The organism is Desulfosceptrum tomskiensis (genome assembly GCF_049818055.1).
In the GTDB taxonomy this organism is placed as follows: Bacteria; Bacillota; Desulfotomaculia; order Desulfotomaculales; family JASEER01; genus JBFLVT01.
Genome location: NZ_CP187479.1, coordinates 1481907 through 1496095, shown reverse-complemented (window position 1 = coordinate 1496095; position 14189 = coordinate 1481907). Strand labels below are relative to the sequence as shown.

Annotated in this window: 15 protein-coding genes and 1 pseudogene; 11 read left to right on the top strand and 5 right to left on the bottom strand. The window is 59.8% G+C overall.

What is annotated here, in order from left to right:
- Positions 1-5: 5 nt before the first annotated feature.
- The 5 genes from cobU (at position 6) to ACPV0M_RS07585 (ending at position 4370) form a co-directional block, all read left to right on the top strand.
- Positions 6-551 carry a bifunctional adenosylcobinamide kinase/adenosylcobinamide-phosphate guanylyltransferase gene (gene cobU / locus ACPV0M_RS07605; protein ID WP_425620069.1) on the top strand — a complete coding sequence of 182 codons (546 nt, stop codon included), beginning with the start codon at positions 6-8 and terminating at the stop codon, positions 549-551.
- Between the two features lie 20 nt (positions 552-571).
- Positions 572-1630: a nicotinate-nucleotide--dimethylbenzimidazole phosphoribosyltransferase gene (gene cobT / locus ACPV0M_RS07600; protein WP_425620068.1), complete on the top strand. Its 1059-nt coding sequence runs from the start codon at positions 572-574 to the stop codon at positions 1628-1630.
- 2 nt (positions 1631-1632) lie between these two features.
- Positions 1633-2370 (top strand): adenosylcobinamide-GDP ribazoletransferase, encoded by a 738-nt coding sequence (gene cobS, locus ACPV0M_RS07595; RefSeq protein ID WP_425620067.1) that lies wholly within the window; start codon positions 1633-1635, stop codon positions 2368-2370.
- Positions 2371-2534: 164 nt separating this feature from the next.
- Positions 2535-3272 carry a thiamine pyrophosphate-dependent enzyme gene (locus tag ACPV0M_RS07590; RefSeq protein WP_425620066.1) on the top strand — a complete coding sequence of 246 codons (738 nt, stop codon included), beginning with the start codon at positions 2535-2537 and terminating at the stop codon, positions 3270-3272.
- Positions 3273-3425: 153 nt separating this feature from the next.
- Positions 3426-4370 carry a diguanylate cyclase gene (locus ACPV0M_RS07585; RefSeq protein ID WP_425620065.1) on the top strand — a complete coding sequence of 315 codons (945 nt, stop codon included), beginning with the start codon at positions 3426-3428 and terminating at the stop codon, positions 4368-4370.
- A gap of 28 nt (positions 4371-4398) precedes the next feature.
- Here ACPV0M_RS07585 and ACPV0M_RS07580 read toward each other — a convergent pair whose 3' ends face one another.
- From ACPV0M_RS07580 to ACPV0M_RS07570, 3 genes are all read right to left on the bottom strand, one after another.
- Positions 4399-5115 (bottom strand): YkgJ family cysteine cluster protein, encoded by a 717-nt coding sequence (locus ACPV0M_RS07580; RefSeq protein WP_425620064.1) that lies wholly within the window; start codon positions 5113-5115, stop codon positions 4399-4401.
- Positions 5116-5174: 59 nt separating this feature from the next.
- The gene (locus tag ACPV0M_RS07575; protein WP_425622158.1) at positions 5175-6809 is read right to left on the bottom strand and encodes an NAD+ synthase; all 1635 of its coding nucleotides are present in this window, start codon (positions 6807-6809) and stop codon (positions 5175-5177) included.
- Between the two features lie 104 nt (positions 6810-6913).
- On the bottom strand, positions 6914-7669 hold the full coding sequence (locus ACPV0M_RS07570; RefSeq protein ID WP_425620063.1) for a hypothetical protein: 756 nt from the start codon (positions 7667-7669) through the stop codon (positions 6914-6916).
- Positions 7670-7805: 136 nt separating this feature from the next.
- Between ACPV0M_RS07570 and ACPV0M_RS07565 the strand changes: the two genes are divergently transcribed.
- From ACPV0M_RS07565 to ACPV0M_RS07550, 4 genes and pseudogenes are all read left to right on the top strand, one after another.
- A complete protein-coding gene (locus ACPV0M_RS07565) occupies positions 7806-8930 on the top strand; it encodes a mechanosensitive ion channel family protein (RefSeq protein ID WP_425620062.1) in 1125 nt (374 codons plus the stop codon).
- Between the two features lie 62 nt (positions 8931-8992).
- On the top strand, positions 8993-9769 hold the full coding sequence (locus ACPV0M_RS07560) for a M48 family metallopeptidase (protein WP_425620061.1): 777 nt from the start codon (positions 8993-8995) through the stop codon (positions 9767-9769).
- Between the two features lie 22 nt (positions 9770-9791).
- Positions 9792-9996 (top strand): annotated as a pseudogene (locus tag ACPV0M_RS07555) (tautomerase family protein).
- Positions 9997-10409: 413 nt separating this feature from the next.
- Positions 10410-11159, top strand: a complete 750-nt coding sequence (locus ACPV0M_RS07550) for a TerC family protein (RefSeq protein ID WP_425620060.1) — start codon at positions 10410-10412, stop codon at positions 11157-11159.
- A 369-nt stretch (positions 11160-11528) separates the two neighbouring features.
- Here ACPV0M_RS07550 and ACPV0M_RS07545 read toward each other — a convergent pair whose 3' ends face one another.
- Positions 11529-11936 carry a copper amine oxidase N-terminal domain-containing protein gene (locus ACPV0M_RS07545; protein WP_425620059.1) on the bottom strand — a complete coding sequence of 136 codons (408 nt, stop codon included), beginning with the start codon at positions 11934-11936 and terminating at the stop codon, positions 11529-11531.
- Positions 11937-12026: 90 nt separating this feature from the next.
- A complete protein-coding gene (locus ACPV0M_RS07540) occupies positions 12027-12215 on the bottom strand; it encodes a hypothetical protein (protein WP_425620058.1) in 189 nt (62 codons plus the stop codon).
- A 152-nt stretch (positions 12216-12367) separates the two neighbouring features.
- On the opposite strand from ACPV0M_RS07540, the gene prmA reads away from it, so the two are divergent.
- Complete coding sequence (gene prmA, locus ACPV0M_RS07535; RefSeq protein ID WP_425620057.1) at positions 12368-13264, top strand: 50S ribosomal protein L11 methyltransferase; 897 nt, start codon at positions 12368-12370, stop codon at positions 13262-13264.
- Between the two features lie 103 nt (positions 13265-13367).
- The gene (locus tag ACPV0M_RS07530; protein WP_425620056.1) at positions 13368-14087 is read left to right on the top strand and encodes a type 1 glutamine amidotransferase; all 720 of its coding nucleotides are present in this window, start codon (positions 13368-13370) and stop codon (positions 14085-14087) included.
- Positions 14088-14189: the final 102 nt, after the last annotated feature.

Below are 14189 nucleotides of genomic sequence, written 5' to 3'. Positions count from 1 at the left end.
AACATTTGAAAGTTGAGCGACAATCACCCGAAGTGGTGCTGGTCCTCGGCGGCGCCCGGAGCGGGAAGAGCGACTGGGGCAGGCGTTACGTCGAGAACCGTTACCAAAAACTACTTTTCCTGGCCACTGCCCGGGCGGGCGACGCCGAGATGGAGGAGCGCATCGCCCGCCACCGGCGGGAGCGAGGACCGGAGTGGAGTCTGGTCGAGGAGCCGGTGGAGATCGCCGCCGTGCTGTCCGATCCCGGGCGGCGGCCCGGGACCGGCGCGGTCCTGGTTGACTGCCTGACCATGTGGCTGACCAATATCGTCCTGGCCGAAGGGGAGGCGGCGGTCGAACGCCGGACCGGCGAGTTGCTGGCGGTGCTGCGCGAGCCTTCCTGCCCGGTGGTGCTGGTCGCCAACGAGGTCGGGATGGGCATCGTGCCCGAACACGAGCTGGGCCGGTCGTTCCGGGACGCGGCGGGCCGGCTGAACCAGCAGGTGGCTGCCGTGGCCCGTCGCGTGGTGCTGGTCGTCGCCGGTCTGGCCTTGGATCTAAAAAACGAATAGAAGATGGGAGAGAGGAGAAAATGCAACCCACATCCCTTTCCGAAATCATCGGCGCCATCCGTCCGGTTGATCCCGACCGCCTGCGTGCCGCGCAGGACCACCTGGACAACCTGACGAAACCACGCAGGAGTCTCGGCGTGCTGGAAGAGATCGCGGCCCGGATGGCGGCCCTGAGCCGGGAAGCCAGGCCGGCCGTCCGTGCCCCCAGGATCTTCGTCTTTGTGGGCGACCACGGGGCGGTGGAGGAGGGTGTTTCAGCCTATCCTCCCGAAGTCACTACGCTGATGGTCCACAACTTCCTTGCCGGGGGCGCGGCCATCAACGTGCTGGCGCGCCGCGCCGGGGCTGAGGTGCGCGTCGTCGACGTAGGCATGCGGGACAGGGTCGACGTCCCGGGACTGATCGGCCGCAACGCCCGCCGGGGCGCCGGCAACATCGCCCGCGGGCCCGCCATGTCGCTGGAGGAGGCGGAACAGGCTCTGATGGCGGGGACGGAGATGGCCATGCAGGCGGACAGCGAGGGCAGCACCCTGATCGGGCTCGGCGAGATGGGCATCGGCAATACGACCTCTTCGGCGGCCCTGTACGCGGCCCTGTTGCCCTGCGTGCCGCGGGAAATCGTCGGCAAGGGTACCGGGCTGGATGCGGCCGGCGTTGAGCGGAAGATCGAGACGGTAACAAGAGCGCTGGCGGTCAACCGGGAGCGCCTGACCGACCCCCTTTCCGCCCTCGCGGCGGTAGGGGGCCTGGAGATTGCGGCCATCGCCGGATGCTGCCTGGGGGCGGCCGCCCGCGGCCTGCCGGTGGTGGTCGACGGTTTCATTTCGGGAGCGGGAGCCTTGACGGCGATGCGCATGGCCCCGGCGGTCCGCGACTACCTGTTCTTCTCGCACGTCTCGGCCGAGGCGGGACACAGGCTGTATTTCGTCCGTGAGGGCCTGCGTCCTATGCTGGATCTCGACATGCGCTTGGGCGAGGGGACGGGAGCGGCGATCGGGATGCAAATCATCACGGACGCGGTGGCGATCTACAACGAGATGGCCACCTTCGCCGACGTCGGCATCGAGCCGGGAGCCTGACAATGCGCGGGTTGATCAGCGCCCTGCGGACCCTAACAATCCTGCCCGTCCCGGGGCGCGACGCCCCGCGTTTAGCCGACGCCCTGCCTTACTTTCCCGTAGCCGGGGCGCTCCTTGGCGGTCTTGTAGCCCTTGCAGGGCAGGGACTGCTGGCCGCCGTCCCGGGGTGGGCGGCGGGGGCGGCGGCCGTGATGCTGTTGGCGGAGATGCTGCTGACGGGCGTGATCCATACCGACGGCCTGGGCGACGCCGCCGATTCCCTGGGGGCGGGGCGCGACCGGGAGCGGGCCCTGGCGATTATGAAGGATTCGCGGCAGGGCAGTTTCGGCGTCGTGGCCATCGTGCTCGCGCTGCTGTTGAAATGGACGGCCTACGCGCGTCTCCTGGAAACGGCCGGCTGGTGGGGACCCGTTGTTGCGGCCTTTGCTGTTTCGCGGGCGGCCACGGCCCAGTTGGCCGCCTCCCAGCCTTACGCCCGGGCGGAGGGAGGAACCGGCCGGGCCTTTGTCGGCGAAGGGCGCATCCTGCCGGCCGTTGCCGGGTGGCTGGTTGCCGCAGGCATCGCCGTGTTCACCGCGAAATGGGCGGGCCTGGCGGCGCTGGGCCTCGGCGCGGTTCTGGCCTGGGCTTTCGGCCGCTGCTGCCGGGCGCGTTACGGTGGCGTAACGGGCGATTTGCTGGGCGCGCACGTCGAGATATCTCTCGTTTTCGTCCTGTTGCTGCTGGTTGTCTGGCTTTAGAGATCACGGCTGATCGGCGATAAACCTTCATCCCCCGGGTTATACTACCTTTTACGAAAGAGGGCTTCAGGTAAAAAGGCCGGATGCCGGCTGTCGGTCCGGTTTCCGACTTCCAGCCTCTGACCTCTTTTACGGGGGTATGAAAACTGGCTCTTCAACCACCAATGCCGAAAAGCTGGAGGCGGAAGTCCAAACCGCACAAGTTCTGCCCAGGTTGCGGGCACGGCATCGCCCTGCGCGCTCTGGGCCAGACCATCGACGAGCTGGGCATCCAGGACCGCGCGGTGTTCGGCTGCGATATCGGCTGCAGTCTCCTGGCCTGGGATTTTTTCAACGTCGACTCGGTACAGACGCACCACGGGCGGACGACGCCCGTCATCACGGGTGTTAAGAGGGCCAACCCGAACCTGATCTGCATCGCCTACATGGGCGACGGCGGGGGGTACGCCATCGGGTCACAGCACCTGGTCAACGCCGCGGCGCGCAACGAACCGATCACCGTTATCCTGGTCAACAACACCCTTTACGCCATGACCGGGGGGCAGATGGCCCCTACCACGCTCCCCGGACAGATCGTGGAAACGGCGCCTTATGGAAGGGATGTTGCGGTGACGGGCCCTCCCATGCAGGGACCCGAAATGGTGGCCGCGGTCACCCCGGAGGGGGCTTACGTAGCCCGCGGCACGATTGCCAAGCTCACGCAACTGCGCAAGATGATGACTAGAGCGCTGCAGAACCAGATGGCGGGCCGGGGATTCAGCTTTATAGAAGTCCTGTCGACTTGTCCCACCAACTGGCGGACCAATGCCCGGGAGACGCTGACCTTTGTGGAGAAAACCATGCCGGAGCATTTCAAGATCGGAGAAATCAAGGTTCCGCCTGAAGCCCCTGCTGGAGCGTAACCGCATCCGTCCCGCCGCTGTTGACGACCGCCGGACCGCCTGGGGTTTTTATTTTCTAAGCCGGGTGCTCAGGGTTTAAGGTAATTCAGAGAGGAATACTTGAGAAAACCGCGAAGCAGGTAACAAATAACAGAGAGCGGCAGGATGATGATAATGAAGATACTGGTCGCTGACGACAGCCTTGTTTCGGCGCGTATGGTCCAAAAGGCATTGGAAGAATGGGATCATTCGGTGATTGTAGCCCGGGATGGCGCTGAGGCCTGGGACATCCTGCAAAGGGAAGAAATCAGGCTGGTGATAGCTGACTGGGTAATGCCCGTGATGGACGGGCTGGAACTGTGTAAGACCATCAGACATTCGCAGCAGTCCGGGTACGTTTACGTCATCCTTTTGACTTCCAAAGGCAATAAAGATGACATTGTAGAGGGACTGGGTGCCGGGGCGGATGACTACATTACCAAGCCATTCCACCATCAAGAACTGAAGGCCCGCGTCCAGGTCGGAATACGGATCATTCAACTAGAAGAGAAACTCAGAGAAGCAAACAAGAAAATAGCAGCTCTGGCGTCGACCGATGCCCTCACAGGACTACCCAACCGCAGGGTCCTACTGGAGCATCTGGAGGCTCTGGTTGCACGGGGTATTCGCGAGGGCAGGCCCGTAGGCGTAATATTTATGGACCTGGATCATTTTAAGCGCATTAACGACGAGTACAGTCATCTGGCCGGTGACACGGTGCTGCAGGACGTGGCTAAAAAACTGCGCACGGTAAAACGGGTGTATGATTTCCTCGGACGGTACGGCGGCGAGGAATTTCTCATCCTTGTTGAGGGAGTTGACATTGTAACAGCAGGGGCGATTGCCGAACGGTTCCGGCAAAGCATCAAGTCTACACCCGTAAAGCTGGATTCCGGCGTAAGCCTGCACGTTACGGCCAGCTTTGGGGTCACGGCTCTTAATCCGGCGGCCCCTCAGTCGGTCGACGGGCTTATAGCCGAGGCCGATCAGGCGCTCTATTCGGCTAAGGCCCAGGGTAGGGACAGGGTTTGCTGTTTCGGGCTCAGATGCTGGGACGAGCGGTTGGGGAAGTGTCTCTAGCGTTAACTGGAAAGAAACCTTTTTACCCTCAGTCTCTAAGCACGGGCCGCTTTTCAAAAAGCTGTAGGGCCGATGCTTTGGCGGAAATGTAACGTTCCAAGAATGAGGCGTCTGTTGGCGGAGGAACGATCAAGGAGTCGGTGTCGCCAAGGTCTGCGGGTTTCGCAACCGCCCGGGCGTCGTCCAGGTTGAACAGGCAATCGACCAGCAATAAAGAGGCCTGATCATCGTCCGGGACGGCATAGAAAAGGTACAAACGGTTCAGAAAATCGCCGAAGTCTCTTGCCACGGCAAGGTGGGCAAGGGTGTCTTGCGATTTTAGGTAATCTCTGACTCGTCCGGTACAGTTGCTTTGACGTATCCCGGGGCACTTCCGGATGCTGCCGAAAACCAGGCCGGAAAAGGGAACGGGATCTTCGCCGTCATTCCAGATGCCGACGTACAGTCCGAGGGGGTACAGCCTGCAGGAAGTGGGCCGCGCCTCGTAAACGCTGCACAGCCGGCCGTCCAGGAAGGGGCAAGGGCCTTTCATCGCCTGTTCCAGGAGAAGGCGTATTCTCTTCCCGTACCGGGGGATGAGGGCCAGGACGGTGAATCCGGCGAGGAAAGCGCCGGTGCTTGTTTTGAGCCTTCGGGAAAGGTTCCAGACGTCGAGAGGCGTCAGCAGGAGCCCCACCTCCCGGCAGCACTCGCCGCACTGCCGGCACGAAAAACCGATGGGATCGTCCAATCTCACCGAAGACATGCTTTACCACCCCTTGTCGTTTTGGGGCAGCCACTTCAACCGTGCTGGTTTGACCTCTGTTAGCGGCACCAGCCCTGGGCGATGGGCATTCTCCTGCCGGATCCGAAAGCCTTGGTCGTGACTTTGAGGCCCGGGGCGGCCTGGCGCCTTTTGTATTCGGCCACGCAGATCTTGCGTATGACCTCCCGGACCACCTTTTCGTCCAACCCCCGGGCGGCGATCTCCTCGGGGGCCAGATTTTCCTCGATGTAGGCGTGGATGATGGCGTCGAGAACGGGGTAGGGGGGCAGCGTGTCTTCGTCCCGCTGCCCGGGTTTCAGCTCCGCCGAGGGCGGCTTCGTGATACTGTTGTCGGGGATCACCGCCGCCAGGCTGTTGATGTAACGGGCGAGCTCGTAAACCTTGACTTTGGGAACGTCGGCCAGGACGGCCAGGCCCCCGGACATGTCGCCGTACAGCGTGCAGTAGCCCACCGCCAGCTCCGACTTGTTGCCCGTGCTCAGGACGATGGCGTTTTCCCGGTTGGCGGCGAACATCAAAATGTTGCCGCGGATGCGGGCCTGGACGTTTTCTTCGGCCAGGTCGAGCAGCCTGTCGCCGCCTGGGTTGAGTTCGGCGAGGTAAGTCTTAAAAATGTCTTCTATGGGATGCAGGCGGAACTCGATGTTCAGGCGGAAGGCCAGCTCGCGGGCGTCTTCGACGCTTCCCTCGGAGGAGTAGGCGGAAGGCATGGCGATGCCCACCACGTTCGAGGCGCCGAGGGCAGCCACCGCCAGGGCCGCCGTCACCGCGGAATCGATGCCGCCGCTCAGACCGATGACGGCCCTGCTGAAGCCGGTCTTGCGCATGTAGTCCCGTATGCCGAGAACCAGGGCGCGGTACATCCAGGAAATGTTCTCCTCCGGGGGCTCCAGCGCTGCTGCACCGCCCGCCGGATCGGCGGTATCGACGAGAACGAGGTCCTCCACAAAACTGCCGGCATGGGCCGTAAGCTGTCCGCGGGCGTCTACGGCGAAACTTGACCCGTCGAAGATGAGCTCGTCGTTGCCGCCCGCCTGGTTGACGTAAACCACGGGCTTGCCGTACTTGGCGGCGATACTGCTCACGATGTCCATGCGGACGGCCTGTTTCCCCATGTGGTAAGGCGAGGCGGAGATGTTAACGAGCAGGTCGGGGCTGCAACGCATTACTTCAGCCACCGGGTCACAATCGTAGCGCCGGCGGTCCCAGTAGTCCTTGTCGTTCCAAATGTCTTCGCAGACGGTCAGCCCCAGCCGGACACCTTTGAACACCGTAACGCCCTGCGGCTGCGGGGCCGGCTTGAAATAGCGGTTCTCGTCGAACACGTCGTAATTGGGGAGAAGGGTTTTAACCCCCTTCCCGAGGATTTGCCCCCCGGCGAACAACAGGGCCGTGTTGAACAGCGCTCCTTCGCCGTCGGGCAGAGGAACCCCCAGAATCACGCCGGTCTCGCCGCTGGCGGCGACCAGCCTCCGCGTGTGCTCTTCAACGGCCTTTATGAACTCCCGCCGGTCCAGAAGATCGCGCGGGGGGTAGCCGGTCAAGGCCATTTCCGGGAAGATCACCAGGTCTGCGCCTTGGGCCGCGGCGTCGGCGATCATCTCTTCGATCCTGGCTACGTTGTAAGGAAAGTTGCCGATGACGGGATTCACCTGGGCCAGGGCGACACGCATCATTCTCAACCCCTTCAAAAACGTTCCTTAAAGAGAGCGGGATGCGGCATGACCTGCGTTGGTGCACCGGTTTGGCTCATTATGCCGTTTTCGGCGGCGCCCTGTCAAGGGCGGGACACTTGCCGGAGGATCCCCTCCACCCATCCGGGATCGAGATTCGCCAGGCGCTTCTTCTTGAGGTTCTCCCTGATGATCCACCGGACGTCCGGGTCATCCGCCCGTGCCCACCGCTCAAAAAAGGGCTTGCCTCCCTCCGGCCAGGCGGCGACGGCCACGCTCCAGCAGTAAGCCAGGGCTTGCTTCAACACCCGAAACGCTTCAGTTTTTCTGTCGGTTGTTTCGGCAAGGGTTCGGGTGATGCCGTCCAGTATCCGCAGGACCCGCAAGACATAACTGCTATCTTTAAGCAGGGCCGGTTCACAGAGCCCGGCGGCCACGGCGCGCAACTCCAGGAGGTTGCCGTCCAGCCAGTTTTCGGCGACGTCCAGGAGCAAAGGCATATCCGCCAGGCCGACCCGCTGCAGCGCCATCGCCACCCCTTCCCGGACGCGCCAGCGGGGATCGGAGGCAAAAGAACGCAGGCGACCGATCGAAGAATGATCGCCGCGGGCGACAGCCTGTCCCAACCCGATAACCCCGCAGAAGACCAGGAAGACCTCGGGGGAGTTCTCCGGCGCATCCTCCGAAGACCGTGCCGCCAAACGCTCGAACAGCCCCCGGTCCCCAAGGTCGGCCGCGGCCGCTGCCAGCTCCAGGTTGGCGCGTTTCCCGGGCAACTCCGACTCGCGTTTGAGGAAGGTCTCCCAATCCGCAGGATGCAGAGCGCGAAGAGTTTCTTTATACCGTTCAATTTTGGACAAAAGCGGTCACTCCCTTTACATTTTTGCCGTCAAAATTCAACCAGTATCAGGTTAACCCCTTTGGTCCGGAACAGGACTAACGCCGGTACATGTAGAAAGGACTCCTCAAAGCGCAAAAAAAGTGAGGCGTTGTGACATGCTGCGCGATTTTTGGGACGGTGTTGTTCAGTATGCCGCCCCGTATGCGAGCCAGGAGGCCATGCAAGAACTGGCGCATCACCTTCTCCTAGGGCTGGCCGTACTGGCTGTGGCTTACGTCCTGATTAAGTTATCCCTTTACGCCCTGGACCGCGTCCTTACGCGTTGCTTCCGCGACGACAGCGACACCGGCCTGCGGCGCGACGTCCTGAAGTCCGCCCGGGCGCTTGTCAAGACCCTCGTCCTGTACGGCGGGTACTTCGCGGCGCTGGTCGTCGTACTGCACATCTTCGACGTAAGGGTCATCGAGGCGGCCGACCTTAAGGATGTAGGCATCAAGATTCTGAAGATCGCCGGCATCCTTGTGGGTACCAGGCTGCTGCTCAACCTGGGCCACCTGATCGTCAGCCAGGTGTTCGCCAAAAAGGAGTTCAACGACGCACTGAACAGCGGTCGCCTGCGTACCCTGGAGCCCCTCGTTAAGAACGCCTTGACTTACGCCGCTTTCTTTGTCGCCGGCCTGACCGTTCTGCAGGTCTTGAACGTGAACACCAGCGCCATCCTGGCCAGCGCGGGCATCCTGGGCCTGGCCGTCGGCTTCGGCGCCCAGAACCTCGTGCGGGACGTCATCAGCGGGTTCTTCATCGTTTTCGAGAACCAGCTGGCCGTCGGCGATTACGTTGAGGCGGCCGGCGTGGTCGGCGTAGTCGAGGAAACGGGGCTGCGCACCTGCAAGATCAGGCAGTGGACCGGGCAGTTGCACATCGTGCCCAACGGGGAGATCACCAAGGTCACCAATTATAACCGGGGGTATATGCTTGCCGTGGTTACGGTAGGCATTGCCTACGAGGAGGACATCGACCGGGCGATCACCGTGCTGCGCCAGGAGAGCGAGCGTGCTTCCCGGGAGATCGAGGCGGTCCTGGAGGTGCCGGTGGTCCAGGGCGTGGTCGACCTGGCCGACTCCGCGGTGAACATCAGGACGATAGCCAGGACCCGGCCGGGCGAGCAGTGGAACGTCGAGCGCGAGCTGCGCCGCAGGTTTAAGTACGCCCTCGATCAGGCGGGCATCGAGATACCCTACCCGCGGATGGTCGTCTTCCAGAGGCAGGACAACACTTAAGGAATGTGGGCCTAAGCTGAACAGTTAATCAACGAAGTGTTGTGTAAGAAGGGGGATGCGGAGTGCCGCCCAAGTTGACCGACGACAAGGAAACGCTTTACCTGATACTGCTCATCCTGGTCAGCATCGTTTTTTACGTCCTGTTGATTGTTTCGCTGGTAGGGCTTGCTTATCTTCTTCTCGGATTTCTAGCCCTGTTCGTTATCCAGGGCGTCTTCGTCGGCTACGTGCGGGGCAACTGCGTACGCCTCGGGGAGGATCAGTTCCCCGAGGTCTACAGGACGGCCAGGGAGCTTGCCGCTGAAATGGGGCTCAAGACCATGCCGGAAATCTACCTGATGGAGTCGGGCGGCCTGCTTAATGCTCTTGCCACCAGGTTTGTGGGGAAACATTTCATCATTCTCTACAGCGAGCTGTTTGAACTGATCCTTGACGGCGGGGAAGCGGAACTCAAGTTCATTCTGGCGCACGAGCTCGGGCACGTACGGTGCCGGCACCTGATCTGGAACGTCTTGCTGTACCCGGGCTTGCTGGTGCCATTCCTCGGCCACGCCTACCGGCGGGCCTGCGAATACACCGCTGACCGAAACGCCGCCCATTTTGCCCCGGAAGGCGCGGTAGGGGGTCTGATCCTGCTTGCGGCGGGGCGAAACCTTTACAGGAAAGTCAACACGGCCAGCTTTGTCGACCAGGCACGGACTAACCGGGGTTTCTGGGTGTGGCTGGCGGAAATGCTGTCCACACACCCGAACCTCCCCAAGAGAGTGGCGGCCGTAGAACAGTACCTGGGCATGGGTGCTTTAAGGGATCAATACAGGCACAGCACGGTAGAGGCTTAATTTCCGGCGGAGGTGATGACTGATGCCTTATGTTAATATCAAAATAACCAGAGAGGGGGGCTACCGCCGAGCAGAAGGCACAGCTGATTCAAGGGGTTACCAAACTGCTGGCGGAGGTACTCGGCAAAAATCCCAAGACGACAGTTGTTGTAATTGATGAAGTGGAAACGGACAACTGGGATATCGGCGGGGAAACGGTTACAATGCGGAGAAAGCGCAAGGAATGACGGCGACCGCCGGGAGGGGGGAGGAAAAATGCCGTTCTTAAGAAAAAATTGGGGGCTCATCCTGGTCATTGCGGCGGCTCTTGCGCTCTATTGGTTTTTTGCGCCTTGAGGAGCGCCGAACCTGCGGTAGTTACCGCAGACGTCCAGGAGCCCGTTGAAAAACTGCGCCTGCCCATTGGGAAGTGTAAGGTGAGAGGTTGGGGTTTAAAACAGCTTGTATTGTCCAAGGACAAGTCTTATAATAAATACTAAATACAGAGTCAAATTAAGGGGAGTAGCTTTTACAACAACAGCCGTCAGGACGGGGCCCGATGCCCCCGGCTTTGTTGGCAACGTTCAGATGTTGTTAGCAAGACCTTTACCGTTGCGGTAGAGGTCTTTTTGTTTGGCTGGATACTGAAAGGTGTGGTTACGTGATTGACCTCGAATTGCTTTGGGCCCTTGCTTCCATCATCATCATCGATATCGTGTTGGGCGGCGACAACGCCATCGTTATCGCCATGGCCAGCCGGAAACTTCCCGGTCCGCAGCGCAACAGGGCGATTATTTTCGGGGCGGCCGGGGCTATTCTGGTCCGGGGGATAGCAGCCGCTTTTGCCGTGTACCTGCTGACGATACCCTTTCTCAAGCTGGTCGGCGGGCTCATCTTAGTCTGGATCGCCGTTAAGCTTCTGAAGAACGAAGAAGTGACTTTCGAGAAGGTTGCCAGCGGTACCACCCTGTTGCAGGCGGTCAAAATCATTATCGTAGCCGACGTTGCCATGGGATTGGACAACGTCCTCGCCGTGGCTGGCGCAGCCGACGGGCACATCCCGCTGATCATTATCGGTTTGGCGATCAGTGTTCCGATTATTATCTGGGGCAGCAAGCTGATCCTGAAGCTGATGGAGAAGACGCCGCTGGTCGTCTACCTGGGGGCCGGCGTACTAGCCTGGACGGCAGGGAAGATGATCGTCGAGGACCCGAAACTGCACCAGTGGGTACAAGGCTTTGCCCTGCCTTTGGATATCCTGGTGCCGCTGGCGATTGTACTCTTTGTTCCATTGGCGGGACATATCGTAAATCGGTTGTCAGTCCGCCGTCCGTCGTCGGAGGCCGGGGAGGAAATCGATTCCAAGGTTCTTAAGTCATCGGCGGCCTGGCGCCGGTCCTCGGAAACATAGCAAGAGACCGGGTGCAGCCCGGTCGGCCGCGTGTAACTCTAGAGAGCAGGCCAGCGCAGTGGTTTAAGGAAGGCCGTTATCTCCTCTAAAGACCTGCGCTCGTCTTCTGTCAGACATTCTTCCTAGGCAGTCGCCCCTGGCGCTGCTGGCAATCTATCTTGAGGTTTTGACCCAAGACGGTAAACAGGCCAAACATCCTCATTCTGATTTACCATACAAGTGCTGGTTATTACTTTTTATCCCTCTTATATGCATAGCCATCCTCCCGTCCTCGTTATGGCAGCTTAAATTATAACATGCAACGAAGGACCTGGTTCCAGGTCCTTCGTTATCTAGTTTGTTCCAACCCCTGTCAACGGAAGGCATGCCTTACGCTGCGGCTGCCTCTTGGCCGGAGGTGTCGCTGACGGTGATGATACCGCTTTCGAACGCGTAATCAACATTGCAGTCGAGATTCTCGGTTACGAAGCGCAGGGGCACCAGGGTGCGGCCGTTCACTACCGTCACCGATTGGTCCAGGGTCACGTTGTCCCCGTTAACGACGGCGACAGGCCTGTTGACAAACAGGTTGACCGTTTTGTTATTGCGTTTAAAGGCAAGCTGGCCGTTGTTATACACCACATTGCTGCCGAGGGTTTGGGCCAGGGCGCGGATCGGGACCAGTGTGCGGCCGTTCTGCACTGTCGGCTGCACGTCGAAATTCGGGTGACGGCCGTTGACGAAGATCTTCAGCTTGCGGTCCCCCATATGCCGGTACAGGTGTTTGAGGTCGCGCATAAGATCGCCGTCTTGCGCCCCTAACTTAAGCGCACGTTCCAGATAAAGACCCCGGCCCAAGGACAGGGTCGGGTTCCGCTCCGGGGATGATTATTGAAGTCTTGCCCGGCAGGCCTCGAGATCCTCGCGGGAATCGCAAACGTAAATCACTTCGGTAGCATCGGCAGCGACTTCTTTGCCCGGGTGCCTGCTCCTGGCTTTCGCCAGCGCTTCGTCGAGGCTTGAGGCCACGATTTCATCACAGGATCTGCCGGGTCCCTTTACTGTGAATTTGCGCAACGCAATCACCTCCAGGTCTTAGCTTCCCCATAACGCCGGTTTCCCTTGCAGGTTTTCTGCCCCATACGTATTTGTTGAACGAAGGATTGTTCTGCTTTGAATGGAACTCAAACTAACGAGAGGTTGTTGACGATTTCTGGGGGGGTTAATGAATGGAATACTGGATCGAGGTCGCTGTATGCGTACCGTCCGAGCATGTAGACCCGGTGAGCGACGTCGTGCGCGAAATCACCGGGAACGGCGTGATCGAGGAGCAGGAGCTTGCCGCGTGTCCCGAGGGGATTGCCGTTAAGGGCTATTTCCTGGCCAGGGCGCATTCGGGCCGGGTTATCAGTGCTTTGCAGCAGGAAATCACTGCGGTGACGGGTATCAAGGCGCCTCTGACCGTAACCGAGATCGCCACCAGGGACTGGACTGAGTGCTACCGCCAGACGCACAAGATATTACGCATCGGCAAGAGATTTGTGTTGAAACCTTTCTGGGAAGAATATGCGCCGGGGCAAGGGGAACTGGTCATTGAGTTTGCCCCGACCTTGGCTTTTGGCTGCGGCACGCATCCAACCACCGAGGCCTGTCTTGAGTACCTGGAAGAGTACCTTGTGCCCGGTTCAACCGTATATGACGTGGGAACGGGTTCGGGTATCCTGGCGATCGCGGCGGCCCTGCTGGGAGCGGGCGATGTTTTGGCGGTGGATATTGATCCCGTGGCGGTGGAAGGGGCCAGTTTGAGCATCGCCCAAAACAATCTGTCTGATATCGTCCGTGTTGTTGAAGGAAGCCTTTTGGACGGAGTCCAAGGCCGGTGTGACTTGATGACGGCCAATATCCTGGCCGAAATCCTGTATGAACTGTTTCCTTCTGCCATTGAGAAGCTCGTTCCCGGCGGGTTGCTCATCGCCAGCGGAATTATGGAAACCAAAGAGAAAGAGGTAACCGAAGCCATGCTGTCTGCCGGATTCTTGCTGTTTGAAAGGACTTCCAGAAGGGGTTGGAGCACGCTGGTCGGCAGAAAGACAGGCTCAAGCGTTGACAGTAGCACCTGCAAATGATAAGAAAAGAGTGAGGTACAACGAGGTACCTTTAGAATTCCGGGCAAAGGCGTCCCTTCAGGGGGCGCTTTATGTTTTTGGTTAGACTAGGGAGGAGATTGGTTTGCGGTTTTTGGTGGTGCAGAACGTTGATATAGAAGGACCCGGCCTGATAGGCGGCGCGATAGGCAAAGCGGGCTGGTCCATGGATATCCGGGAAATGGACGCCGGACACGAGCTTCCCGCAAGCCTGGACGGTTACGACGCCCTGATTCTCCTTGGCGGGCCGATGAACGTTTACGAGGAAAAAGAATACCCTTATTTGATCACGGTGGATACCCTGATCAAGGAAGCCTTGCACTCCGGCCTGCCCGTGCTGGGGATTTGCCTGGGCGCGCAGCTTATTGCCAAGGCCCTCGGCGCCAGGGTGACACGCAATCCCGTCAAGGAGATAGGATGGAGCACGGTCCGGTTAACAGAGCAGGGCGTATCCTCGCCGTTTTTTGCAGGTTTTCCACCCGAATTCGTGGTCTTTCAGTGGCACGGGGATACCTTTGAAGTGCCTTCAAAGGCCGGGCTCCTGGCCACCGGAACGGAATGCGTAAACCAGGCTTTCAGTTTCGGAAAAAACGTGCTCGCCCTGCAGTTCCACCTGGAAGTAACCGGAGAGATGATAAGGCAGTGGCTTTTTAGTTATGCTGACGAACTGCTGGAAGAGGGCGGCCCCGAACTGGCGGACAGAATCGCCGAGGAAACGAAGCTGAACGAGGACACGTATTATGAACTGGGTCAGAAGCTTTGCCGGAACTGGATCGACGTTTGCAGGCTTCATTCGTCCTCGTAGAAAATGGGGTGTGGGCGGTCTTCGATTCTTTGGTGATGTTTTTACGGTTATCCTTTCTGGATGTCTAACAAAAACTATTGCTTGCAGAGCAAAGGGGCGCCC

Coding starts and splice junctions, on each gene's coding strand:
- ACPV0M_RS07575 (WP_425622158.1), bottom strand. CDS start 6,809: ATGCGTGTCGCCCTGGCCCAGGTGAATCCCGTCATCGGCAACTTTCCT.
- ACPV0M_RS07565 (WP_425620062.1), top strand. CDS start 7,806: ATGCTGCGCGATTTTTGGGACGGTGTTGTTCAGTATGCCGCCCCGTAT.
- ACPV0M_RS07585 (WP_425620065.1), top strand. CDS start 3,426: ATGAAGATACTGGTCGCTGACGACAGCCTTGTTTCGGCGCGTATGGTC.
- prmA (WP_425620057.1), top strand. CDS start 12,368: ATGGAATACTGGATCGAGGTCGCTGTATGCGTACCGTCCGAGCATGTA.
- ACPV0M_RS07590 (WP_425620066.1), top strand. CDS start 2,535: ATGCCGAAAAGCTGGAGGCGGAAGTCCAAACCGCACAAGTTCTGCCCA.
- cobS (WP_425620067.1), top strand. CDS start 1,633: ATGCGCGGGTTGATCAGCGCCCTGCGGACCCTAACAATCCTGCCCGTC.
- ACPV0M_RS07580 (WP_425620064.1), bottom strand. CDS start 5,115: ATGTCTTCGGTGAGATTGGACGATCCCATCGGTTTTTCGTGCCGGCAG.
- cobT (WP_425620068.1), top strand. CDS start 572: ATGCAACCCACATCCCTTTCCGAAATCATCGGCGCCATCCGTCCGGTT.
- ACPV0M_RS07545 (WP_425620059.1), bottom strand. CDS start 11,936: ATGCGCGACCTCAAACACCTGTACCGGCATATGGGGGACCGCAAGCTG.